Genomic DNA, 22,087 nt, shown 5'->3' on the forward strand with positions numbered 1-22,087 from the left:
GAGAAGGCAGCCACCGCACGCTCCGCCCCGAGGGCCGGCGGCCGCCGTCGGGCGGCGACATCGCGCCGCCGGAGCCCTCGCCCGGCACCGTCGCAACGCCGGAACGGCCGGTCGGCGGCGAGCGACGCCGGCCCGCGGACGCCGTGGACTGAGCCCCACGGCAACCGGCAATCCCGCCCGGCCGGCGACCCCCGGGAGGGCCAACGGCGACGAATCCGGATGTCGCCCTCCGGGGCGGAGCCTGTCACCAGCCCCGATACCGACCACGCCGCCGAATGCCGTCCCCGGCCGCGCCTCGGTTTCCGTTGAGCCAGCAGAGAATGCGATCCCGGCGTGGCGCCCGGCCCTACATCGGCGGTCGCACGTCGCGGCCGCCCTGCGGTGGGAAACCGCCGGTGGGCGACCGGTAGCTGCGGGACCTGAGGGGCTCCTGGTAGGCGGCCGGTGGTGACTCGAACGGGCCTTCCGGGCCCTCCGGCGAGCGGGTCACCAGGGCCGCGATCAGCAGGCCGACGCCGGCGGCCACGACCAGCGCCAGCAGGATGCCCACCACCAGCGTCATGAGACCGTACGTCCGGCTGCTGTAGTCCATCGCGCCGATGATCTGGGGCAGGGACATGATCCAGATCATGTCGAGGATCTGACCCAGCAGGAGCGCGCCGAGTCCGAGCTGGGCCAGGGTCGCGCTGCGCCGGCCGAGGCGGGCGCGGCGGGTCGCCACCAGGACGAGGCCGCCGATGAGGACGGCCAGGACCGGTAGGTGGGTGACGACGCCCGATAAGAGGTAGCCGACGGTCATGGCAGCGACCGTAGACCAGGCGTACGACATTCCGGCGGCGAACGGGGTGACGCGCCGGTGATGATCAAGGCCTAGCATGTGGCGATGGGCCTGACCTTCGTCTCCGAGCCGGTACGCGTCCGGACGCCGGCCACCAGCGCCAACCTCGGGCCGGGCTTCGACACGCTCGGCCTGGCCCTCGCCCTCTACGACGACCTGTCCGCCCGTGTCACCGGTGACCGTTTCACCGTCTCGGTGTCCGGCGAGGGGGCCGGCGAGCTGCCCGCCGACGAGTCCCACCTGGTGGTCCGCGCGATGCTCGCCACCTTCGACGAGCTGGGCGGCCGGCCCGCCGGGGTCGCGGTGGAGTGCGTCAACCGGATCCCGCAGGCGCGCGGGCTGGGTTCGTCCTCCGCGGCCATCGTCGGTGGCGTCCAGCTGGCCCGGGGCCTGGTCGAGGAGCAGATCACCGACGAGGACGCGCTGCGGATCGCCGCCCGGCTGGAAGGGCACCCCGACAACGTCGCGCCCTGTCTGCTCGGGGGGTTCACCATCGCGTGGACCGAGGGCGCCGGGGCCCGGGCCGTGCGGTTGCCGACCGCTGACGCCGTACGCCCGACCGTCTTCGTTCCGCAGGAACGGGGCCTGACCTCGACGGCGCGGGCAGCGCTGCCGGCGAGCGTGCCGCACGCGGACGCCGCGTTCAACACCGGGCGGGCCGCGCTGCTGGTGCACGCGTTGCAGCACGACCCGGATCTGCTCTTCGCCGCGACCGAGGACCGGCTGCATCAGGGATATCGGGCAGAGGCCATGCCCGGCACGACGTCGCTGGTGGCCTCGCTGCGTTCCGTCGGGGTGGCCGCGGTGGTCAGCGGCGCCGGGCCGACCGTGCTGGCCCTGACCTCGGTACCTGCGGATTTCCACCCGGGAACACAGTGGCGGGCGGAAACGTTGGGCGTGGATGCCGACGGCGCCCTTGTCAGAGGGAGTATGGTGGAACACGCCGAGCGGGACCCTGTTGCCGCAGGTCGCAAGAGTTGACTACGCTCAAGACCTAGCACAGCCGCGAAGCAAGCGATCTCTGCGGTTCGGCGCGCACCCCCGAGACTTTTGCCGATCTGGCTCGTCTCACTTCTTCATCAAGGCACACGCCGAGCAGCAGGTCTCCAGATCGCTGCGCTCGCCGAGACCTACTCGTCACCGTATGACGGGTCGGGAAACCGTCGAGCTGCCGTGCTGCAAAACTCCCGCGCCGCAGGTGCGAAGCGGGTTCCGAGGGCACCCGGCCACCAGGCTGCTGCAGACCCGGGTGGTCTTGGGCTTTTTCGACGGAAGGAATCCATTGAGCGACACCACCGACGTGACGTCGGGTGTTTCTGACGTCGCTGATGACGGCGCCACCACCACCGCGGCTGTCACGAAGCGCCGCCGCGGCGGCACCGGCCTGTCCGCGATGCTGCTGCCCGAGCTGCAGAGCCTCGCCGCGTCCCTCGGCATCTCCGGCACCGCCCGGATGCGCAAAGGTGAGCTGATCACGGCCATCTCGGAGCGGCAGAACGGCGGCGCACCGGCCGCTGCCGAGAGCGCCCCTCGGGCGCGTCGCACCAACGGGGCCCCCCGCGCCGACACGCCGCCGGCCGAGCCGGTGCGTGCCGAGCCCGCCCCGGCCGTGGTGGGCACCCAGCCCGCCGTGGCCCCCGTGGCCGAGCAGCAGCAGCCGGCCTCCCCGCCCGCCGTCGTGCAGACCGCCGTGGCCCCGGTGACGGAGCAGGCCCCGCCTTCCGAGCAGACCGAGCCCGAGCAGGGCCGTCGCAGCCGCCGTGACCGTCAGGACCGGCAGGACCGCGAGCCACGCGACCAGGGCGAAGCCCGCACCGAGGGCACCGACACCGCCGAGCGCGGCGACCGGCCGGAGCGCGGCGACCGCAACCGCGACCGCCAGCGCAACCAGCAGCGCGGCGACGGTGGCGACCGGAACGACCGGGGCGAGCGTAACGACCGCAGCGAGCGCAACGACCGGGGCGAGCGCAACGACCGCGCTGAGCGCAACGACCGTAACGACCGCGGGGACCGCAACGACCGTGGCCCGCGCACCGACAGCCACGACGATGACGACAACGAGAACGGCGAGGGCGGGCGTCGCAGCCGGCGCAGCCGGTTCCGGGACCGTCGTCGCGGCCGGGACCGTGACGGTGACGGCGGTGGCCGCGAGAGCGGTGGCCGTGAGGGCCGCGAGCCGCACGTCAACGAGGACGACGTGCTGGTGCCGGTGGCCGGCATCCTGGACGTGCTCGACAACTACGCGTTCGTGCGTACGACCGGCTACCTGTCCGGCCCGAACGACGTGTACGTGTCGATGTCGCAGGTCAAGAAGCACGGCCTGCGCCGCGGCGACGCGGTCACCGGCGCCGTGCGGGCGGCCCCGCGGGACGGCGGTGGCGACCAGCGGCGGGACAAGTACAACCCGCTGGTGCGGCTCGACACCATCAACGGGATGGAGCCGGAGGAGGCCCGCCGCCGCCCCGAGTTCTACAAGCTGACCCCGCTCTACCCGCAGGAACGGCTGCGGCTGGAGACCGAGGCGCACATCCTCACCACCCGCGTCATCGACCTGGTGATGCCGATCGGCAAGGGCCAGCGTGCCCTGATCGTCTCGCCGCCGAAGGCCGGTAAGACGATGGTGCTGCAGGCGATCGCGAACGCGATCACCCACAACAACCCCGAGTGCCACCTGATGGTCGTGCTGGTCGACGAGCGGCCCGAAGAGGTCACCGACATGCAGCGCTCGGTCAAGGGCGAGGTCATCGCGGCCACGTTCGACCGGCCGCCGCAGGACCACACCACGGTCGCCGAGCTGGCGATCGAGCGGGCCAAGCGCCTCGTCGAGCTCGGCCACGACGTCGTCGTGCTGCTCGACTCGGTGACCCGGCTCGGTCGGTCGTACAACCTGGCGGCGCCGGCGTCCGGACGCATCATGTCCGGCGGTATCGACTCGACCGCGCTCTACCCGCCGAAGCGGTTCCTGGGCGCGGCGCGCAACATCGAGAACGGCGGCTCGCTGACCATTCTCGCGACCGCGCTGGTCGAGACCGGCTCGATGATGGACACGGTCATCTTCGAGGAGTTCAAGGGCACGGGTAACGCCGAGCTCAAGCTCGACCGGAAGATCGCCGACAAGCGGACGTTCCCCGCCATCGACATCCACCCGTCCGGCACCCGCAAGGAAGAGATCCTGCTCGGCAAGGAAGAGCTGGCGATCGTCCACAAGCTGCGCAAGGTGCTGAGCTCGCTGGAGTCCTCGGCGGCGCTGGACCTCCTGCTCGACCGGCTCAAGCAGTCCCGGACGAACATCGAGTTCCTCATGCAGATCGCGAAGTCCACCCCCGGGGAGTGAGTAACTCTCCCAGCCCGGCTGGGTAGGGGTCGAAGTACGGCGAAAAGGGCGGTCACCGGGCGGTGGCCGCCCTTTTGTCGCACATGCTGTGCGGTTCGGCCCGTACGGGGTCGTGCGAACCTCCCGTGACTACCTACTCGATCTGGGGGAGGGCGCTCGATGATCGTGCCTGGCTACCGGGACCATCCGGCCGAACCCTGGGACCGGTGTGCGCCGGTCGACCCGGGGGAGGCGGAGGACTTCCTGCGCCGCTGCTACCTGGAGAACCCGCGCCTCGGCCCGGTCGAGCCCCGGCTCGCCATCGTGCGCGCCCAGATCGCGGCGACCGGCAGCTACGTGCACACCACCGAGGAGCTCACGTACGGGGCGAGGATGGCCTGGCGCAACGCGAGCCGCTGCATCGGCCGGCTCTACTGGCGCAGCCTCGTGGTCCTCGACCGGCGGCGCGCCCGTACGGCCGACGAGATCTTCTCCCTGCTCGTGCACCACCTCCAGGCCGCCGGCGGTGGCCGCGAGACGGGCCGGATCCGCCCGGTCATCAGCATCTTCGCCCCCGCCCAGCCGGGGCAGCCGTACGCCAGGATCTGGAACGAGCAGCTGATCCGCTACGCCGGCTACCGCACCGAGGACGGCGGCCACGTGGGCGACCCGCGGCAGGCCGAGTTCACCTCGGCGATGCAGGGCTTCGGCTGGCAGGGCAAGGGCGAGGCGTTCGACGTGCTGCCGCTGGCCATCGAGGTGCCGGGGGAGCCCGTACGCCTCTACGAGCTGCCCGAACGCGCGATCCTCGAGGTGCCGCTGAGCCACCCCGAGTACGGCTGGTTCGCCGAGCTGGGCCTGCGCTGGCACGCCGTACCGGCCATCGCGAACATGCGCCTGTCCATAGGCGGGGTGAACTACCCGCTCGCGCCGTTCAACGGCTGGTACATGGGCAGCGAGATCGGGGCGCGGAACCTCGCCGACGCCGACCGCTACGACATGATCCCCACCGTGGCCGCCCGGATGGGCCTGGACACCGCCCGGGAGTCGACGCTGTGGCGGGACCGTGCGCTGGTCGAGCTCAACCGCGCGGTGCTGTGGTCGTTCGAGAAGGCGGGCGTCAAGATCACCGATCATCACACCGAGTCGCAGCGCTTCATCCGGCACCTGGCCAACGAGGAGAAGGCGGGCCGCCCGGTGCCGGCCGACTGGACGTGGATCGTGCCGCCCGTCTCCGGCGGCATCACCCCGGTCTTCCACCGGTACTACGAGGAGATGGACCTGCGGCCGAACTTCTATCCCGACGACACCGGCTGCCCGTACGCGAAGAACTAGGCGAACTCGTTCACCGCGAAGTCGTCGCGATGGCGCCACGCGGCTTCGGTCCGTACGTGGTCCGCCCGTACCCATTTCAGGACCTTGACGCCGAACTCCTCGGCCGGGATGCGCCCGGCGCTGCGCACCACGAAGCCCTCCGACGTCTCCGGGGTGTGCCGGCGTCCCCAGGCCGCCCGGGCCTCGCTCAAGCTCCCGCCGCGGTAGAGGACCGGTACCACCGGCAGTTCCAGGCGTTGCGCCCAGTCGACGGTGTCGTCCCAGCCGAGCAGCGTGTCGGTCTCGTCCCAGATGCCGAAGACGATGAACACCCCTGGAAGATCCGTGTACGCGATGCTGCGCCGCGCCCACATCGACTCGCCGCAGACCCGCCACTCGTCCGGGATGCGGTACGCCGTCATCGCCCACAGTGCCTTCGCCGGCCGGTCCCACGGGTGTGTGCCGGAGTCGGGGGAGCGTGCGTACATGGCGTCCCGGGTGAAGGTGAGGTTCCCGCCGTCGAGCTTCTCGGTCACCACGAGCTCACCGTCCAACCAGGACAGGTCCTGCTGCACCTTGTCGTCCGCGGTGGCGCCGGGGGAGTCGGGCAGGTGGAAAGTCCGCGGATACCTCGCCGCCTGCCCGCTCATCAGAAGTCTCCCTCCGCCACCTGGAACACGGTCAGTCCCAGCGCGCGCCACATCCGCACCACCTGCTGCCGGTCGTCGAAGACGCCGACGACCCGCCAGCGGTCGCGGATCTCCCGGTCGAAGATCTCCCGCTTCACGATCGCGTCCTTGCGCGAGTCGCCCTCGGGCCGCATGAATAGTCCTTCGTACGGCACCCCCACGTAAAGATCCAGCCAGGCCTCGGTCTCCGCCCGGCACACCGCGTCGCGCCCCGAGCAGAAGACGATCGTGTTGCCGGCCGCGTGCATCGCCCGGACCGCGTCGATCACCGCCTGGTGGGGCAGGTCCGAACCGACCCGGGACCAGTCGTACGGACTGCGCCCGGCCATCAGCGCCACCGTGCCGTCGATGTCAACGAGCACCGCCGGGGGCAGCTCCGGGTCGGGCCGGTACACCACGCCGGGGCCGCCCGGATACACGTACGGCACCGGCAACGGCAGGTTCCGGCCGGCCAGGTAGCGCTCGTGCATGCGGTGGATCGCGTCCGCGCCGACCCGCTCCTCCTCGGGCCGCTCGGCGTCGCGGCGTACGCACTCCTCCAGCGGCACGTCGGTGAAGTCGTGCACCTCGAACGTCGCGTGGAAGCGGGCCGCGAGCTCCGCCCACTCCCGTACCGTCTTCGCCCGCAGGTTGGTGTCGTCGACGATGACATCGGCGTGCGCGCGCAGCAGCGCCTCGACGGCCGCCCGCTGAGCGTGTGTCACCTGGCCCTCGGATCGCTGGGTGAACAGGCGTTGCCCGTGCAGCATGCGTCGCAGGTCGTCCCGGTTGACCCGGACGACCTGCGGCTGCAGCTTGCGTGCGAACGTGGTCTTGCCGGAGGCGGGCAGCCCCCGGGTGATCAGCAGTCGTGTCATCTCTCGCTCACCTGGGTGTCATGGCGTCGCCCGGCGGCCGGACGAGCTGCCACAGGCCGGGACGGTAGTCCTTGCCGTCGAGGCGCAGGAACAGCGCGCCCCGGTGCGGGCTGCGCACGGCTCGGGCCGCGAACTCGCGCCGGCCCCACCCGCCGGGAAGGTCCGCCACGATCGCCGCGAACTCCTTCTCCACGCCCTCGGCGAGGGCGTCGACGGACGCGGTCAGCTCGCCGGCCACCCCGAGAACCCACGCGTGGAACTCGTCGGGCAGCGGTTCCGTCAGCGCGTCCAGCTCGCCGCCGGTGGCCAGCACCTCCCAGACCGTACGGGGGGTCAGCCCGGTCACCAGCCGGTGCAGCCGGACGTACTCCGCGTACTTGATCTTGACGCGCTCGTCGGTGCCGGTGAAGTGCACCACCAGCCCCTCCCGCCCGTCACGCGGCGGGGCGGCGAGCGCCTCGGCCAGCGTCGCGTAGGCGAACGACTCCACCACCGGGCCCGGCCAGCCCGGCACGGCGTCCGGCCCGTACGTGCGCCCGGTGGCGATGTCGACGGCCCCGAGCAGCACGAGGTCGTCCATCGGCCCGTAGTCGACCACGATCCGGTTGCCCGGAAAGATGATCTCGACGAGCACGGTCATGCCGGGCGGCGGCGTGAAGCCCGCATACCGGGTACGCAGCACCTCGGTCGCGTGCAGCGCCTGCGCCGACGCGAACGACCCCCGGGTCGCGACGGCGTACCCGTCCCCGTCCCGGAAGATCACGCCGAGCGAGCCGTCGGCTTTGTCCGTGACCCGCACGGAAGCCTCGGCGCGCAGGGCGGGCGCACGCCCCTCGGTGTGGTTGAAGAACTTGGTGAAGGGGCGCGCGAGGACCTCGCCGGTGTCCGAGGCGGCGATCAGGCCCCGGCAGGCGAGGGTCACCGGGGTCCAGGCGCCGGCGTACTGGCAGGCCTCGGTGTAGTTGTAGATCACATACGGCCGCGACGGGTGACGCTGCATCCGCACGTGCCCGTTGTCGACCGCGGCGGTCAGTTCGACCTGGTCGAGGACGTCGGCGAGCATCGTCATGGCGCAACCTTTCCTGGTGGGAATGCCTGGAGGGGCGCTCACGTTATCCAGGGCGGACCGGTCGACGCCTCCTGATTTCTGATCAGGGGGTACGGCATGGCAGACTGGTCCATCGGCCAGCAAAGGTTCCGGTTCACGCTCGAGTCGTCCGCCCTGGCGGGGCGACGGTGCTGACGGCGACCCGGCGACCCGTTCATCGAGAGGGACCGAGAAGACATGAAGAGCGGAATCCACCCGGAGTACACGTCCACCGAGGTCGTCTGCTCCTGCGGCAGCACGTTCACGACCCGCAGCACCGCCAAGGGCGGCGAGATCCGCGTCGAGACCTGCAGCGCCTGCCACCCGTTCTACACGGGCAAGCAGCGCGTGCTGGACACCGCGGGCCGGGTCGCCAAGTTCCAGGCGAAGTACGCCAAGGTCAACGCGAGCAAGAAGAAGTAACTGCCTCAACGGCGCCCGGTTCCCGCTCTGCGGGGCCGGGCGCCGTTGGTATGTGGGGAGAATTGTGAGCAACGACCGGCTGACCACGCTGCTGGACGAGTACGCGCAGCTCGAGAAGCAGATGGAGGACCCCTCCATCCACGCCGATCAGGCCCTGGTGCGCCGGGTCGGGCGCCGCTTCGCCGAGCTGGCGCCGCTGAACGCCGCCCACGCCGAGCTGGAGGCGGCCCGCGCCGACCTCGCCGCGGCGAAGGAGCTGGCCGCCGAGGACCCCTCGTTCGCCGGTGAGGTGGAGGCGGTCGCCGCCGTGCTGCCCGCGCTGGAGGAGAAGCTCGGCGAGATGCTGATCCCCCGGGACCCGCACGACGCCAAGGACGTCATCGTCGAGATCAAGGCCGGCGAGGGCGGGCAGGAGTCCGCGCTGTTCGCCGGCGACCTGCTGCGCATGTACACCCGGTACGCGGAGCGCCGCGGCTGGACGGTCGAGGTCATCGACGCGCAGGAGTCGGACCTGGGCGGCGTCAAGGACGTCTCCGTCGCGGTGAAGACGAAGGGCATGCCCGAGGGCGGCCACGGCGTCTGGTCGCGGCTGAAGTGGGAGGGTGGCGTGCACCGCGTCCAGCGGGTGCCGGTCACCGAGTCGCAGGGCCGCATCCACACGTCGGCCGCCGGGGTGCTGGTGCTGCCGGAGGCCGAGGACGTCGACGTGCAGATCGACGCGGGTGACATCCGGGTGGACGTGTTCCGCTCGTCCGGTCCGGGCGGCCAGTCGGTCAACACGACCGACTCCGCGGTCCGGATCACCCACCTGCCCACGGGCATCGTGGTGAGCTGCCAGAACGAGAAGAGCCAGCTGCAGAACCGCGAGCAGGCGATGCGCATCCTGCGGGCCCGGCTGCTGGCCGCGGCGCAGGAGCAGGCCGACGCGGCTGCGTCCGACGCCCGCAAGGCACAGGTACGCACGGTGGACCGCTCCGAGCGGATCCGGACGTACAACTTCCCGCAGAACCGGATCACCGACCACCGCATCGGCTACACCGCGTACAACCTGGATCTGGTGCTCGGCGGTGAGCTGGACGCCGTGCTGGACGCGCTGGCCGAGGCGGACCGGGCCGCGCGGCTCGCCGGCGACACGGAGATCAGCCGACGTCCGTGACCGCCAGGTGCCCGTCACCGGCGCTCACGCAGGCGAGGATCGTCGCGGCGCTCTGACAGCTGTTGTCGGAGATCGCGCCGATGGTGCCGATCAGCCGCACCTGATGGGTACGCGCGTCCAGCCGGCTGACGGCCATCCGCCCGGCCGGCTCCTGGGTGCGGGCCAGCAGGTACGGCATGTCGGTCCGCGAGGTGAAGTCCCACACGAGGTTCGCGGTGCCGAGGTCGGCGATGTCCCGGCCGCTGCCCGCGTCGATCACCGCGCGCCGGCTGCCGTTCTCCCGGTCGACCATGAGCAGGCCGCCGGCCATCGGGAACACGTTGGCCGCGTCGGGCCGGCTCCAGCGCAGCCTGCCGGTCGCCCGGTCGTAGCCGGAGGTGCCCTGCGGGGTGCTGATGCACAGGACCGGACCGCAGCCGGCGAAGCCGCCGTACGACCGCTCGCCGACCCGCCACAGCTCGTGCAGCGTCTCGGTGTCGTACGCGCTGACCGTCCCGCGCTGGTCGGCGACGTTCTCCAGGTACAGCGTGTGCCCCTCGACGGTGAGGTTCGTGTAGGTGCCGTCCTCGCGGTCCTGCCGGCTCCAGGGCAGCCGCCCGCTCGCCACCTCCCGGCCGTCGGCGAGCGCGTACACCGTCGCAGCGCCCGTACCGGTGACCGTGACGAGCCGGTCGGAGCCGCCGCCGAGCCCGCCGCCGGACACCCAGGTCTCCAGGCCGCTGCCCGGACGGGTCCAGAGCGGGGAGCCGTCGCGCAGCCGCACCACGCGGAGCGTCCGCGCGGAGGTGCCGTCGTCGTTCCACTCCGCGAGGAGCACCAGGCCGTCCGCGGAGGCCGAGAAGTCGCCCGGCTGCCGCCACAGCTGCCGGCCGGTGGCGGCGTCCACGGCGACGGTACGGCGGGTGAACTGGCGGAAGATCTGACCGCCGTCGGCGTCCTCGACCTGCACGGTGGCGTCGTCGGCGGGCAGGAGCATCACTCCGGACTCCACCGCGCCGACCCAGGACGCGCCGCCCAGCTCGGTGCTGGACCAGAGGACCTCGCCGGTGTGGCTGCCGTACGCGGTGAGCCTGCCGTCCAGGGAGCTGAGCACGTACACGGCTTCCGGGGTGACGGTGAAACCGTCGCTGCCGTCGCGGAACGGCACGGTGAAGAGCTGCCGCGGGGCGTGCGAGACGGGCAGCGCGGAGGCCGTCACGCCGAACAGGCAGAGCACGGCGACCGCGGCCAGCAGCACCCGGCGGACGTCGCCGTGCCGGATCGGGCGCGCGACCGTCTCGAGCGGCTGGTCGCCGGCGTCCGTGACGAGTCCGAGCTCGATGACCCCCATGGCGGAAGCGTAGGGGTTGCGCAGCTCAGGCGGGGGTCCGGTTGGCCGCGGCGGCGGCGAGCGCGGCGCTGAGGCTGCGCGTGCTGGGCCCCACCTCGGACCATCCGGCCGCCAGGCCGATCGGCGTGCCGGGGACCAGGACCTGCCAATTCTCGCCCGCGGCGGCGGCGCTGATGCGCCGGGACACCTCCGCGGCCTGGGCGGTGCCGGCGCCGGGCAGCACCACGACGAACTCGTCGCCGGCGAAGCGGGCCACGAAGTCGCCCCGGCGCATCACGCGGTTCAGCACGCCGGCGATGCGCTGCAGCACCAGGTCGCCGCAGTGCCTCCCGTGGCGTGCGTTCACCGCGCTGAAGCCGATCAGGTCGCAGACGCCGATCGCCGCGCGTTCGCCGCGGGCCAGCATGGCGGTCACGTACCGCTCGAGCTGGCGGCGGTTGGGCAGGCCGGTCAGCGGGTCGGTGAGGGTCTCGTCGCCGTAGCGGCCGGCGTCGCGGTGGGTCTCCTGGGCGTCGAGGCGGGCCGCGACCCCGTCGAGGTAGCCGTCGCGGAGCCGGTCGATGCGCTGGGCGGCGAGGCGGAACGCGTACCGGTCCGCGGTGTGGGCCGCCTCGTGGTCGCCGGCGGTGGCGAGGCAGATGCTGCGCAGCCGGGCGGGCTCGGCGGGGCCCAGGATCTCGGGGGAGACCGGCACCGAGTCCAGCTTGCGCAGCGCCTCGGCGGGCCGGTCGGCGGCGATGTCCAGGCAGACGCCGGCGAGGTGGCGCAGGTCCCGGGAGCGGACGCTGTCGCCGCCGCTTCTGAGCAGGTCGCCGACGGCTGTCTCGGTCTGCTCGCCGAGGGCCGCGCGGCGGGCCAGGGCGTACCCGTAGACCGGGCGGCTGCTGGGGCGCAGCCGGTTCTCGGCGCCGGTGGCGACGTAGCGGGTCAGCTCCGCGTCGATGTCGCGCAGCACCCGCAGGCAGCCGTCGGTGTCGCCCTGGTGGTCGAGGGCGACCGCGTTGCGCAGCCGGATGCCGGGCGCCGCGAACACCTCGGGGGCCAGCCCGGCCGCCGCGCCGACCTGCCGGGCCTGCTCGATCGCGGTGAGCGCGTGACCGTGGAAGCCGAGGTACGAATACGCCATGGCGAGGTCGTGCCAGCCCCACGCGGTCTCGCTGTCGCCGTCGGGCACCGCCGCGAGCGCGCGGGACGCCTGGACGAGGTGGGTGACGCCGCGGTCGAGGGCGCTCTGCAGGTGGGCGCCGAGCGCGGCGAAGGCGTGCATCTGCCCGCGCAGGTACGGGTCGGAGGTCTCGTGCACCGCGTTGGAGGCGAGCGTCATGGCGGTGGCGAACTCGGCCACCCGGCCCAGGTTGATGAGCGCGCCGAACCGCTGGACCAGCGCGTACGCCCGGGTGAGCGGGTCGGTGGTGACCTCGAGGACCTTGTCGAGGATGGTCAGCGCCTCGGCGGAGCGGCCGCCCTGCTGGAGCTCACCCGCCCGGCGCAGGTCGTCCACGCAATCCGGTAGCTGGTCCAACCAGGTCATGAGACCGCCACGGCCATTCAGGCCCCTCCTGCCGGCGTCGTTCATCGATCGGAGACCCGGCCGGTCACCGTCGCGAGACGACGCACCATGATTATGCCGTGACACTCGCGCACGAACACCCCTCCGAGGGCACGGACCGGACGAGGTTGGCACCGGCGCTGGTGGCGGCGACGAAGCGGTTGTCCGCGGCGGGTGTCGCTTCGGCGCGCGTCGATGCCGAACTGCTCGCGGCGCACGTCCTGGACGTGGGCCGGGGGAGGCTGTTGCTGGTGGACACGGTGCGCGGTGACGAGCTGCGCCGGTTCGAGGAGCTGGTCGAGCGGCGGGCGCAGCGGGTGCCGTTGCAGCACCTGCTGGGTACGGCCGCCTTCCGGCATCTGGAGCTCGCGGTGGGCGACGGGGTGTTCGTACCGCGTCCGGAGACGGAACTGCTGGCGGGGTGGGGCATCGAGCACACCCGGCCGGGCGCCACGGTGGTCGACCTGTGCAGCGGGACGGGTGCGCTGGCCCTGTCCGTCGCCGACGAGGCCGAGCCGGGACTCGTGGTGGCCGTCGAGCGTTCCGCCGAGGCGCTGGTCTATCTGCGGCGCAACGCCGCCACCTTTCCCCGGGTACGGGTCCTCCAGGCCGACGTGACCGCCCCGGACCTGCTCGAGGAGCTGGACGGGCAGGTCGACGTGCTGCTGTGCAACCCGCCGTACGTGCCGGACGGGACGCCCGTGCCGCCGGAGGTCGCCGACCACGATCCGGCCGAGGCGGTGTTCGGCGGCGCGGACGGCCTGAGTGTGATCCGGCCGGTGATCGGGCGCGCCGCGGGGTTGCTGCGCCCCGGCGGCGTGGTGGGCATCGAGCACGACGACGTGCACGGGTCGGCCGTACCCGATCTCCTGCGGGCGGACGGCCGCTTCACCGGCGTCGCGGCGCACCGGGACCTGGCGGGCCGCCCTCGTTTCGCGACGGCCCGCCGGGCCTGACGGTGATGCCGGGCACCATGGCAGACTGCATCTCGTGATGCTCTACGACTGTCGGGCCGTGGCCGAGCGGGATCGCGGCATCGCCGCGGCCGTCGAGGCGGTCAAGAGTGGCGAGCTCGTCGTCATGCCCACCGACACCGTGTACGGGGTCGGCGCGGACGCGTTCACGCCGCACGCCGTCACCGCGCTGCAGAACGCCCGCGGGGTGGACCGGCGCGTGCCGCCGCCGGTGCTGGTCGGTTCCCGCCACACGCTGGACGGGCTGGTGTATTCGCTGCCCAAGGCGGCGCGCGAGCTGGCCGACGCGTTCTGGCCGGGCGCGCTGACCATCCTCGTCGAGCACTCGCCCAGCCTGCAGTGGGACCTCGGTGAGACCGGCGGCCGGGTCGCGGTGCGGATGCCGCTGCACCCGGTGGCGCTGGAGGTGCTGCGCGAGGTCGGCCCGATGGCCGTCACCACGGCGAACAAGGCCGGGCAGCCCGCGCCGGTCACCGCCGAGGAGGCGCGCGACCAGCTGGAGTACGCGGTCCGCATCTACCTCGAGGCCGGGGTGGCCCACGACCCGGCGCCCAGCACGATCGTCGACGTGAGCGGCGAGGTGCCGCGGGTGCTGCGCAACGGCGCGCTGGCGTACGAGAAGCTGCGCGACGTGGTTCCCGACCTGCTGCCCGCGGGGTCCTGACCATGCCGCCGTTCACCGTGCTGCACGTGTGCATGGGCAACATCTGCCGGTCGCCGATGGCCGAGCGGCTGCTGGTGCTCGCGGCCCGGCAGCGGCTGGCCAAGCTCGGCTCCGGCGCCGCCCTGGAGGACCTGCTGCGCAGCGAGAGCGCCGGCACGGGCGGCTGGCACGAGGGCGAGGAGATGAACCCGCCCGCGGCCCGGCAGATCCGGGTGCGCGGCGGCAGCGTGGACGGCTTCACCGCGCGCAAGCTGACCAGCACCCATCTGGCCGGCGCCGACCTGATCCTCACCGCCACGGCGGACCAGACCGACTACGTGCACGCGCTGCTGCCCGAGGCGTCGCACCGCAGCTTCGTCCTGGGGCACCTCGGCCGCATCCTGCGCGAGATCGACACCGCGGCGCTGCCGCCGGCGAGCACCGATCCGGAAGGCTTCGCCGCGCGGGCGGCCGCCCTCGTCGCCGCCGCCGACCGCGGCCGTGACGACAAGGAGCCGCTGCCCGGCGACGACCTGGACGACCCGTGGGGCCGCGGCGACCAGACGTTCCAGCGCGTCGCCGACGAGATCGACGAGTCCCTGTACGCGCTCGTCGACGCCCTGCTGCCGGGAGCACCGAGGTCCGCGTGATCGTCCCAGCCGACGCCGGCGGCATCCGTCGCGCGGCCGACCTGCTGCGCGCCGGGTCGGTCGTCGCCTTCCCCACCGAGACCGTGTACGGCCTCGGTGCGGACGCGTTCTCCGAGCAGGCGGTCGCGGAGGTCTACCGGCTCAAGAACCGGCCCTCGTGGAACCCGCTGATCGTGCACGTCCCCGGCGTCGGTGCGGCCCGCGGGCTGGCCGTGGAGTGGCCGGAGGTGGCGGACCGGCTCGCCGCGGCGTTCTGGCCGGGACCGCTGACCCTCGTCGTCGAGCGGGCGCCGCACCTCACCCAGGTCGGCGCCGACACCGGCACCATCGCGGTCCGCGTACCGGCGCACCCGGTCGCGCTGCGGCTGCTCGAGGCGTGCGGGCTGCCGCTGGCGGCGCCGAGCGCGAACCGCTCGGAGGGCATCTCGCCGACGACGGCCGGGCACGTGCTGCGCAGCCTGCCCGACGTGCCGCTGGTGCTGGACGGCGGCCCGGCGTCGTGGGGCATCGAGTCCACGGTGCTCGACGTGACCGGCCCGGTGCCGCGGCTGCTGCGGCCGGGCGCGCTGGGCCTGCGGGAGATCCGCGAGGTGACCGGCAAGGTGCTGTTGCCCGAGGACGTCGCCGACGGGTCGGCCCGGCCCTCACCGGGCATGAGCAAGCGCCACTATGCGCCGCGCGCCAAGGTGGTGCTGACAGACGAGGTGGACCTCGCACTGGTCGACGAGACGGTCGGCGTGCTGACGTACGAGACCGCTGTGCCGCTGAAGGGCGGCTCCGCCGAGATCCTCAGCGCGGATCCGAGGGAGTACGCCGCCGACTTCTACGCCGCCCTGCACCGCCTGGACGACGCCGGGGTCGCCACGATCCTGGTGAAGTCCCCGCCGGAGACCGAGGAGTGGCTGGCGATCCGCGACCGGCTCGGCCGCGCCGCCGCCTAACGGGCCTCCTCGGCGCCCCGGGCGATGTTGCGGGCCATCCCGCTGAAGATCACCCCGTGGAACGGCACGACGCTGCCCCAGTACGCGTGCCCGGCCAGCCCGCGCGGCACGAACAGCGCCCGCTGGCGGTACACGCTGGTGCCCGCGGGGCCCGGTGCGGCGCTCATCTCCAGCCAGGCCCGGCCGGGCACGCGCATCTCGGCGCGCAGCCGCAGCAGCTCCCCGGGCTTGATCTCCTCGACCCGCCACCAGTCCAGCGCCTCGCCCACGTACAGGCGGTCGCGGTCGCGGCGGCCCCGGCGCAGGCCGACGCCCCCGACGAGCCGGTCCAGCCAGCCGCGCACCGACCAGGCCAGCGGGAACGAGTACCAGCCGTTGTCGCCGCCGACGCCCTCGATGACCCGCCACAGTGCCTCCTGCGGGGCGTTCACCTCCCGGCTGCGCTCGTCGATGTAGATCGTGCCGCCGGACCACTTCGGGTCGCTCGGCAGCGGCTCGGCGTCGGCGTCCGCGCCGGAGGCGTTCGACCACCGGGTCTCCACCTCGGCGTCACGGACCTTGCCGAGGGCGAGGCGTACGGCCTCGTCGAAGGGCAGCGGCGGCTCGGGAACGTACTGCCGGATGTCCTGCTCGTGGGCGACGGCCTCGTGGATCAGGCTGGCGACCAGCGGCCGGGCGATCGCGTTGGGCACCGGGGTGATCGCGCCCACCCAGTGCGCCGACAGCCACGGGCTCAGCGGGCGCAGCGGCAGGATGACCCGGCGCCGCAGCCCGGCCACCCGCGCGTAGCGCTGCATCATCTCCCTGTACGTGAGCACGTCCGGGCCGCCGATGTCGAACGCCCGGTTCACGTCCTCGGGCATCTCCGCCGCGGCCATGAGGTAGCGCAGCACGTCGCGGACGGCGATCGGCTGGATCCGGTTGCGCACCCAGCGCGGCGTGACCATGACCGGGAGCCGCTCGGTGAGGTAGCGCAACATCTCGAACGACGCCGAGCCCGAGCCGATGATCACCGGCGCGCGCAGCACGACGGTCGGCACGCCGCTGTCCAGCAGGATCCGCCCCACCTCGGCGCGGGAGCGCAGGTGCGCCGACGGCCGCTCCTCCGCCGGGGGTTCCGGGCCGCCGAGATAGACGATCCGACGGACCCCTTTCGCGTACGCGGCCCGTGCGAAGTTGCGGGCCGCCTCACGGTCGCGGCGCTCGAAGTCGGCCAGCCCCAGCGAATGCACGAGGTAGTACGCGACCTCCACGCCGTCGAGCGCGCGTTCCAGCGAGACGGGGTCGCCCAGATCGCCCTCGACGATCTCGGCATGCGGCGCCCACGGCACGTCCCGAAGCCGGCCGGCGCTGCGCGTGAGCGCCCGTACGTCGTGACCCGCCTCGATCAGCCGGGGCGCGAGGCGGCCGCCGATGTACCCCGTCGCTCCCGTCACCAGACACCGCATCCTCCCACTGTGCCCGCAGGTGACACCCCATAAGCCATATGCTCGTAATCCGGCGACGACGCCGAGCCGAGGGAGCGCGCCATGGTCACGTTCTGGGGTCCGGACTTCTCCGCGCTGCGGCGCGAGGACCCCGAGATCGCCGAAGTGATCTCGGGCGAGCTCGAGCGGCAGCGCGGCGGCCTCCAGCTGATCGCGAGCGAGAACTTCACGTCGCCGGCCGTGCTCGCCGCGATGGGCTCCACGCTGACGAACAAGTACGCCGAGGGCTACCCCGGGCGGCGCTACTACGGCGGCTGCGCGGAGGTGGACCGGGCCGAGGAGCTGGCGATCGAGCGCGCCAAGGACCTGTTCGGCGCCGACCACGCCAACGTCCAGCCGCACTCCGGGTCGGCGGCGAACATGGCCGCGTACGCCGCGCTCGTGCAGCCCGGCGACACCGTGCTCGCCATGGACCTGCCGCACGGCGGGCACCTCACCCACGGCAGCAAGGTCAACTTCTCCGGCAAGTGGTTCCACCCGGTCGGCTACCGCGTGCGCCGGGACACCGAGCTCATCGACTACGACGAGGTACGCGACCTCGCCCAGGCGCACCGCCCCAAGCTCATCGTCTGCGGCGCCACCGCGTACCCGAGGCTCATCGACTTCCGGGCCTTCCGCGACATCGCCGACGAGGTGGGCGCGTACCTGATGGTCGACGCCGCGCACTTCATCGGCCTGGTCGCGGGCCGGGCCGTGCCGTCGCCCGTCCCGTACGCCGACGTGGTGTCGTGCACGACCCACAAGGTGCTGCGCGGGCCGCGCGGCGGCATGATCCTGTGCCGCGAGAGCCTCGCCGCCCGCATCGACAAGGCGGTGTTCCCGTTCACCCAGGGCGGCCCGCTCATGCACGCCGTCGCCGCCAAGGCGGTCGCGCTGCGGGAGGCGTCGTCGCCCGGCTTCCAGGGGTACGCCCAGCAGGTCGTCCGCAACAGCCAGGCGCTGGCGGCGGGGCTGGCCGCCGAGGGCATGCGTCCCGTCTCCGGTGGCACGGACACCCACCTGGCCCTCGTCGACCTGCGTGACCTCGGGGTCAGCGGGCGTGAGGCGGAGGAGCGCTGCGACCGGGCCCGGATCACGCTGAACAAGAACGCGGTCCCGTACGACCCGGAGAAGCCCACGACCGCGTCGGGCATCCGGGTCGGCTCGCCGTGCGTCACCACGCAGGGCATGCGGGAGGGCGAGATGCGGCAGATCGCCGGGCTGATCGCGGCCTCCGTCCGAGCGGATCCGGCCACCGTGGCCGGCGCGGGTAGTCTGCGTGACGCGGCCGAGGAGGTCGGTGCGCTCGTCCGGCGCTTTCCGGCGTACCCGATCGCGGAGGTTCTGACATGACCGACTGCACCGAGCCGCGCCGCGCGGTCGTTGCGGACGGCCGTGACGGTGAGGGCCAGGAGGGCATGTCGATGGCAGGCACAGTGAGCACGGATCCGCACGTCGCGTCCCCGGAGCTGGACGACGACGAGGACGCGCGGCCGTTGCCGGACCTGCCGCCGCTGCCGCCCGACCCGCGGTGGCGGGTCGAGCACCTGCCGCTGCTCACCGCGTTCTCGTTCGCGCTGATGATGTGCGGCGCGTCGGTGGGCTTCCTCTCCGCCGGCACCCCGGCGGCCGTCGGCGCTGCCGCCGGCATCGCGATCGTCACGGTCAGCTACACGATGTCGACGCTCGTGCTGGCCTGGGCCGACACCGTACGCCCGGCGCTGATCATGCCGCTCGGAATGGTCACGTACGTGGTGAAGTATTCGTTGCTCGGCGTGATCATGGCATTCGTGATCTCCTCGGAATGGCCGGGCCGCACCGCGCTGGGCTGGGGTGTCGTCGCGGGTGTTCTCGGCTGGACCGCCGCGCAGATCTGGTGGGTGGCGCGCCTCGCCGGCCGCCGTAGGTGATCTTCGGCACGCGCGTTTCCCCTCGTCAGTACCGGTTCGGTAGGTCTCGATCCACGAACCGGTGACGGATGGACGGCAATGGTGTCCGATTCTGGCGGGAGGGGAGTACCGTACCTGGCTAGTTGCGAGACCTCCGACGCCTGGACAACTGCGGTTGTGCGGGGGGTCTCGCATCGGCTCATCTCGCCGACTGATATCGTTCGGGCCGTCATGACCGGTCAAGAACCCCCAGGCAAGCCTCACGGCGATGACAGCCCATCCCCACCTGATTCAGGTTCGGGTATGACGGCGCTGTCCTATCTCATAGCGGGCATCCTCGTCTGGGGCCTGATCGGCTGGTTGGTCGACCGGTGGCTTGGCACTGGGGGCATCGCGACGGGCGTCGGCGTGGTACTCGGTGCCGCGGGCGGGGTCTACCTCATCGTGCGCCGTCTCGGCGCCTGACGCGACATGGAAGGGCAAAGGTGACCTCTCAGCCGACGATCCTCGCCGCGGAGTTTCCCCCGAGCATCCAGGACTTCTTCCCGCCGAGCTTCGCCGGGGGCACGGACAATCCGTGGTTCACGAAGATCACGCTGATGCTCTGGATCGCCACGGCGGCGGTCATCATCTTCTTCCTGGTGACCTACCGGAATCCGCAGATGGTGCCCACCAAGCGGCAGTGGATCGCCGAGTCGATCTACGGCTTCGGGCGCAATGCAATCGCCAAGGAAATGATCGGCCCCGAAGGCGTGCGCTTCGCGTCCTATCTGACGTCGCTCTTCTGCTTCATCTTCGCGATGAACTTCTTTGCGATCCTGCCGTTCTTCCAGCTCTCGCCGAACTCGCACTTCGCGTTTCCGGTCCTGCTCGCCGTGATCAGCTACCTGATGTTCAACTACGTCGGTATGCGCAAGCACGGCGTCGGCAAGTACCTCAAGATGGCGATGGTCCCGCCGGCGCCGTGGTACATCCTGCCCCTGTTGGTGCCGATCGAGTTCGCGTCGACGTTCCTCATCCGGCCGTTCTCGCTCTCGGTCCGTCTCTTCGCCAACATGTTCGCCGGGCACATGCTGCTGCTGGTGTTCACGCTCGGTGGCTTCGCCATGATCAATGCCAATGCCTGGCTGGCCCCGGTCTCGGTGCTCTCCTGGCTGCTCACGATCGCGCTGACGTTCCTGGAGTTCTTGGTCATCTGCCTCCAAGCGTACGTCTTCACGGTGCTGACTGCGAGCTACGTGCAGGGTGCGCTCGCCGACGGGCACTGAAAGCTGTTGGAGTTCCACACCGTTTGTCGTCCCGCGTGAACGCCACGCGAGATACCAGGAGGAATCTGTAATGGGTGTTGACATTCTCGCCGCCGTTACGGGCAGCACCGCCGCCATCGGCTACGGCCTCGCGGCCATCGGCCCCGGCATCGGTGTCGGCCTGGTCTTCTCGGCCTACATCCAGTCGACGGCCCGCCAGCCCGAGTCGTCGCGACTGACCCTGCCGTACGTCTGGATCGGCTTCGCCGTCATCGAGGCGCTCGCGCTGTTCGGCATCGCCTTCGGCTTCATCTGGCAGGGCTAGTCCCGCCGCTTCCTGGGAGGTCCCATGCTCACGTTCCTGGCCGCCGAAGGCGGGGAGCACGACATCAACCCGCTGGTCCCCGTATGGCAGGAGATCGTTCTCGGCCTCGTCGCGTTCGGTCTGCTCTGCTTCGTCCTGATGAAGTTCGTCTTCCCGCAGATGGAGAAGACGTTCCAGGCGCGGGTGGACGCCATCGAGGGCGGCATCAAGCGCGCCGAGGCCGCTCAGGCCGAGGCGAACGAGCTGCTCGAGCAGTACCGGGCCCAGCTCGCCGAGGCCCGTACGGAGGCCGCGCGCATCCGCGACGAGGCCCGTGCCGACGCCGAGGGCATCCGTCAGGACGTCCTCGCCAAGGCGCGGGAGGAGTCCGACCGCATCATCGCGGCCGGTCGCGACCAGCTCGCCGCCCAGCGCGAGAGCATCGTGCGCGACCTGCGCTCCGAGGTGGGCACGCTCGCGGTGGACCTGGCCGGCCGGATCGTCGGTGAGTCGCTGGCCGACGAGGCCCGCAGCCGGGGCACCGTGGACCGGTTCATCAACGAGCTCGGCGCCGGCGCGGCGGGCGGTCGCTGATGGCGATCGCCAACCGCGAGTCGTACGCGGCCGCGGCGGAGAAGCTCACCGCGGGCACGCAGACGGCCACGGCCGCGCAGCTCGCCGGCACCGCCGACGAAATTCTGTCGGTGGCGCGGCTGCTGCGCGGCGAGCCGCGGCTGCGCCGGGCGCTGACCGACCCGTCGCGCGCGGGCGCGGAGCGGGGCGGGCTGGTGCGGTCGCTGCTGACCGGCAAGGTCGGCGCGACCGCGGTCGACGCGGTGGCGACTCTGGCGTCCGGCCGGTGGTCGGCGCCCGGGGAACTGCTGGACGCGACCGAGCGGCTCGGCGTCGACACCGTGCTGGCCGCCGCCGACAAGGCCGGCGTGCTGGCCGAGGTCGAGGACGAGCTGTTCCGCTTCGGGCACGTCGTCTCCGGCAGCCCGCAGCTGGCAGTCACCCTCAGTGACCCCGGTGCGCCTGTCGACCGGCGGGCTAAGCTGGTGGGGGACCTGCTCAGGGGCAAGGCCCAGGCGGCGACGGTCCAGCTGGTCCTGGTCGCCCTCGAGGGTCTCGGTGGCCGGGGCTTCGAGAGCTCGCTCACCAAGCTGGTCGAGCTGACCGCTGCCAAGCGTGACCGCGAGGTCGCGTACGTGACGGCAGCCAAGGTGCTCACCGACGCCGAGGAGCAGCGGCTCGCCACCAAGTTGTCCGGCATCTACGGTCGGCAGGTGTCGCTGAAGGTCGATGTGAACCCGAGCATCATCGGGGGCCTCAGCGTCCGGGTCGGCTCCGACCTCTACGACGGCACGATCCTGCGGCGACTCAACGAAGCCCGGCAGGCGTTCGCTAAATAGTTACT

At 72.2% G+C, this 22,087-nt stretch carries 23 protein-coding genes; 16 read left to right on the forward strand and 7 right to left on the reverse strand.

Annotated features, from left to right (window positions below):
• Window positions 1–346 precede the first annotated feature (346 nt).
• The gene (locus COUCH_RS07065; RefSeq protein ID WP_249611288.1) at window positions 347–799 is read right to left on the reverse strand and encodes a hypothetical protein; all 453 of its coding nucleotides are present in this window, start codon (window positions 797–799) and stop codon (window positions 347–349) included.
• A gap of 84 nt (window positions 800–883) precedes the next feature.
• Here COUCH_RS07065 and thrB point away from each other — a divergent pair, with 84 nt between their 5' ends.
• From thrB to COUCH_RS07080, 3 genes are all read left to right on the forward strand, one after another.
• Window positions 884–1,819, forward strand: a complete 936-nt coding sequence (thrB, locus tag COUCH_RS07070; RefSeq protein ID WP_249611289.1) for a homoserine kinase — start codon at window positions 884–886, stop codon at window positions 1,817–1,819.
• 301 nt (window positions 1,820–2,120) lie between these two features.
• A complete protein-coding gene (gene rho, locus COUCH_RS07075) occupies window positions 2,121–4,172 on the forward strand; it encodes a transcription termination factor Rho (RefSeq protein ID WP_249611290.1) in 2,052 nt (683 codons plus the stop codon).
• Window positions 4,173–4,331: 159 nt separating this feature from the next.
• Window positions 4,332–5,486: a nitric oxide synthase oxygenase gene (locus COUCH_RS07080; protein WP_249611291.1), complete on the forward strand. Its 1,155-nt coding sequence runs from the start codon at window positions 4,332–4,334 to the stop codon at window positions 5,484–5,486.
• On the opposite strand, the gene COUCH_RS07085 is transcribed toward COUCH_RS07080, so the two are convergent.
• Genes COUCH_RS07085 through COUCH_RS38820 form a run of 3 tightly spaced genes read right to left on the reverse strand, consistent with a single transcriptional unit; the run spans window position 5,483 to window position 8,080 of the window.
• A complete protein-coding gene (locus COUCH_RS07085; protein ID WP_249611292.1) occupies window positions 5,483–6,115 on the reverse strand; it encodes an RNA ligase family protein in 633 nt (210 codons plus the stop codon). The two genes, COUCH_RS07080 and COUCH_RS07085, sit on opposite strands and share 4 nt — an antisense overlap.
• A complete protein-coding gene (locus tag COUCH_RS07090; protein WP_249611293.1) occupies window positions 6,115–7,011 on the reverse strand; it encodes an AAA family ATPase in 897 nt (298 codons plus the stop codon). The genes COUCH_RS07085 and COUCH_RS07090 overlap by 1 nt, the downstream gene beginning before the upstream one ends.
• A gap of 7 nt (window positions 7,012–7,018) precedes the next feature.
• Window positions 7,019–8,080, reverse strand: a complete 1,062-nt coding sequence (locus tag COUCH_RS38820; protein WP_275980072.1) for an RNA ligase — start codon at window positions 8,078–8,080, stop codon at window positions 7,019–7,021.
• A gap of 216 nt (window positions 8,081–8,296) precedes the next feature.
• Here COUCH_RS38820 and rpmE point away from each other — a divergent pair, with 216 nt between their 5' ends.
• Together rpmE and prfA are read left to right on the forward strand one after the other, a co-directional pair.
• Complete coding sequence (rpmE, locus tag COUCH_RS07100; RefSeq protein ID WP_249611294.1) at window positions 8,297–8,521, forward strand: 50S ribosomal protein L31; 225 nt, start codon at window positions 8,297–8,299, stop codon at window positions 8,519–8,521.
• Between the two features lie 64 nt (window positions 8,522–8,585).
• A complete protein-coding gene (gene prfA, locus COUCH_RS07105; protein ID WP_249611295.1) occupies window positions 8,586–9,677 on the forward strand; it encodes a peptide chain release factor 1 in 1,092 nt (363 codons plus the stop codon).
• Here prfA and COUCH_RS07110 read toward each other — a convergent pair.
• Entirely contained in the window at window positions 9,661–11,007 is a 1,347-nt protein-coding gene (locus COUCH_RS07110) for a PQQ-binding-like beta-propeller repeat protein (protein WP_249611296.1), read from the reverse strand. The genes prfA and COUCH_RS07110 overlap by 17 nt on opposite strands.
• A gap of 25 nt (window positions 11,008–11,032) precedes the next feature.
• The gene (locus COUCH_RS07115) at window positions 11,033–12,538 is read right to left on the reverse strand and encodes a GGDEF domain-containing protein (protein ID WP_249611297.1); all 1,506 of its coding nucleotides are present in this window, start codon (window positions 12,536–12,538) and stop codon (window positions 11,033–11,035) included.
• A gap of 98 nt (window positions 12,539–12,636) precedes the next feature.
• Here COUCH_RS07115 and prmC point away from each other — a divergent pair, with 98 nt between their 5' ends.
• The 4 genes from prmC to COUCH_RS07135 are packed head-to-tail and all read left to right on the forward strand — an operon-like array spanning window position 12,637 to window position 15,764.
• Window positions 12,637–13,512: a peptide chain release factor N(5)-glutamine methyltransferase gene (gene prmC, locus COUCH_RS07120; RefSeq protein WP_249611298.1), complete on the forward strand. Its 876-nt coding sequence runs from the start codon at window positions 12,637–12,639 to the stop codon at window positions 13,510–13,512.
• A 37-nt stretch (window positions 13,513–13,549) separates the two neighbouring features.
• Entirely contained in the window at window positions 13,550–14,194 is a 645-nt protein-coding gene (locus COUCH_RS07125) for an L-threonylcarbamoyladenylate synthase (protein WP_249613601.1), read from the forward strand.
• Window positions 14,195–14,196: 2 nt separating this feature from the next.
• The gene (locus COUCH_RS07130) at window positions 14,197–14,823 is read left to right on the forward strand and encodes a phosphotyrosine protein phosphatase (RefSeq protein ID WP_249611299.1); all 627 of its coding nucleotides are present in this window, start codon (window positions 14,197–14,199) and stop codon (window positions 14,821–14,823) included.
• Window positions 14,820–15,764, forward strand: a complete 945-nt coding sequence (locus COUCH_RS07135) for an L-threonylcarbamoyladenylate synthase (protein ID WP_249611300.1) — start codon at window positions 14,820–14,822, stop codon at window positions 15,762–15,764. Before COUCH_RS07130 ends, COUCH_RS07135 begins: the two co-directional genes overlap by 4 nt.
• Here COUCH_RS07135 and COUCH_RS07140 read toward each other — a convergent pair.
• Window positions 15,761–17,212, reverse strand: coding sequence for an SDR family oxidoreductase (locus COUCH_RS07140; protein WP_249611301.1), 1,452 nt, complete (start codon window positions 17,210–17,212; stop codon window positions 15,761–15,763). The two genes, COUCH_RS07135 and COUCH_RS07140, sit on opposite strands and share 4 nt — an antisense overlap.
• An 81-nt stretch (window positions 17,213–17,293) precedes the next feature.
• Between COUCH_RS07140 and glyA the strand changes: the two genes are divergently transcribed.
• The 7 genes from glyA to COUCH_RS07175 all read left to right on the forward strand — a co-directional run bounded on the left by glyA (window position 17,294) and on the right by COUCH_RS07175 (window position 22,082).
• Window positions 17,294–18,583 (forward strand): serine hydroxymethyltransferase, encoded by a 1,290-nt coding sequence (gene glyA / locus COUCH_RS07145; protein WP_249611302.1) that lies wholly within the window; start codon window positions 17,294–17,296, stop codon window positions 18,581–18,583.
• Window positions 18,580–19,140: a hypothetical protein gene (locus COUCH_RS07150; RefSeq protein ID WP_249611303.1), complete on the forward strand. Its 561-nt coding sequence runs from the start codon at window positions 18,580–18,582 to the stop codon at window positions 19,138–19,140. The genes glyA and COUCH_RS07150 overlap by 4 nt, the downstream gene beginning before the upstream one ends.
• A 210-nt stretch (window positions 19,141–19,350) precedes the next feature.
• Window positions 19,351–19,584 (forward strand): AtpZ/AtpI family protein, encoded by a 234-nt coding sequence (locus COUCH_RS07155; RefSeq protein WP_346015971.1) that lies wholly within the window; start codon window positions 19,351–19,353, stop codon window positions 19,582–19,584.
• A gap of 20 nt (window positions 19,585–19,604) precedes the next feature.
• On the forward strand, window positions 19,605–20,387 hold the full coding sequence (atpB, locus tag COUCH_RS07160; RefSeq protein WP_249611305.1) for a F0F1 ATP synthase subunit A: 783 nt from the start codon (window positions 19,605–19,607) through the stop codon (window positions 20,385–20,387).
• A gap of 70 nt (window positions 20,388–20,457) precedes the next feature.
• Window positions 20,458–20,691, forward strand: a complete 234-nt coding sequence (locus COUCH_RS07165; RefSeq protein WP_249611306.1) for an ATP synthase F0 subunit C — start codon at window positions 20,458–20,460, stop codon at window positions 20,689–20,691.
• 24 nt (window positions 20,692–20,715) lie between these two features.
• Window positions 20,716–21,264, forward strand: a complete 549-nt coding sequence (locus tag COUCH_RS07170; protein WP_249611307.1) for a F0F1 ATP synthase subunit B — start codon at window positions 20,716–20,718, stop codon at window positions 21,262–21,264.
• Window positions 21,261–22,082: a F0F1 ATP synthase subunit delta gene (locus COUCH_RS07175; protein WP_249613602.1), complete on the forward strand. Its 822-nt coding sequence runs from the start codon at window positions 21,261–21,263 to the stop codon at window positions 22,080–22,082. The genes COUCH_RS07170 and COUCH_RS07175 overlap by 4 nt, the downstream gene beginning before the upstream one ends.
• The last annotated feature ends 5 nt before the right edge of the window (window positions 22,083–22,087 follow it).

Origin of the sequence: Couchioplanes caeruleus, from assembly GCF_023499255.1 — a bacterium.
In the GTDB taxonomy this organism is placed as follows: Bacteria; Actinomycetota; Actinomycetes; order Mycobacteriales; family Micromonosporaceae; genus Actinoplanes; species Actinoplanes caeruleus_A.

What these genes read in the sequence shown, in the direction of transcription:
- COUCH_RS07065 (WP_249611288.1), bottom strand. Translation starts at nt 799, where the DNA reads ATGACCGTCGGCTACCTCTTATCGGGCGTCGTCACCCACCTACCGGTC.
- thrB (WP_249611289.1), top strand. Translation starts at nt 884, where the DNA reads ATGGGCCTGACCTTCGTCTCCGAGCCGGTACGCGTCCGGACGCCGGCC.
- COUCH_RS07080 (WP_249611291.1), top strand. Translation starts at nt 4,332, where the DNA reads ATGATCGTGCCTGGCTACCGGGACCATCCGGCCGAACCCTGGGACCGG.
- COUCH_RS07085 (WP_249611292.1), bottom strand. Translation starts at nt 6,115, where the DNA reads ATGAGCGGGCAGGCGGCGAGGTATCCGCGGACTTTCCACCTGCCCGAC.
- COUCH_RS07090 (WP_249611293.1), bottom strand. Translation starts at nt 7,011, where the DNA reads ATGACACGACTGCTGATCACCCGGGGGCTGCCCGCCTCCGGCAAGACC.
- COUCH_RS38820 (WP_275980072.1), bottom strand. Translation starts at nt 8,080, where the DNA reads ATGACGATGCTCGCCGACGTCCTCGACCAGGTCGAACTGACCGCCGCG.
- rpmE (WP_249611294.1), top strand. Translation starts at nt 8,297, where the DNA reads ATGAAGAGCGGAATCCACCCGGAGTACACGTCCACCGAGGTCGTCTGC.
- COUCH_RS07110 (WP_249611296.1), bottom strand. Translation starts at nt 11,007, where the DNA reads ATGGGGGTCATCGAGCTCGGACTCGTCACGGACGCCGGCGACCAGCCG.
- COUCH_RS07115 (WP_249611297.1), bottom strand. Translation starts at nt 12,538, where the DNA reads ATGACCTGGTTGGACCAGCTACCGGATTGCGTGGACGACCTGCGCCGG.
- COUCH_RS07125 (WP_249613601.1), top strand. Translation starts at nt 13,550, where the DNA reads ATGCTCTACGACTGTCGGGCCGTGGCCGAGCGGGATCGCGGCATCGCC.
- COUCH_RS07130 (WP_249611299.1), top strand. Translation starts at nt 14,197, where the DNA reads ATGCCGCCGTTCACCGTGCTGCACGTGTGCATGGGCAACATCTGCCGG.
- COUCH_RS07140 (WP_249611301.1), bottom strand. Translation starts at nt 17,212, where the DNA reads ATGCGGTGTCTGGTGACGGGAGCGACGGGGTACATCGGCGGCCGCCTC.
- glyA (WP_249611302.1), top strand. Translation starts at nt 17,294, where the DNA reads ATGGTCACGTTCTGGGGTCCGGACTTCTCCGCGCTGCGGCGCGAGGAC.
- COUCH_RS07150 (WP_249611303.1), top strand. Translation starts at nt 18,580, where the DNA reads ATGACCGACTGCACCGAGCCGCGCCGCGCGGTCGTTGCGGACGGCCGT.
- COUCH_RS07155 (WP_346015971.1), top strand. Translation starts at nt 19,351, where the DNA reads ATGACCGGTCAAGAACCCCCAGGCAAGCCTCACGGCGATGACAGCCCA.
- COUCH_RS07165 (WP_249611306.1), top strand. Translation starts at nt 20,458, where the DNA reads ATGGGTGTTGACATTCTCGCCGCCGTTACGGGCAGCACCGCCGCCATC.
- COUCH_RS07170 (WP_249611307.1), top strand. Translation starts at nt 20,716, where the DNA reads ATGCTCACGTTCCTGGCCGCCGAAGGCGGGGAGCACGACATCAACCCG.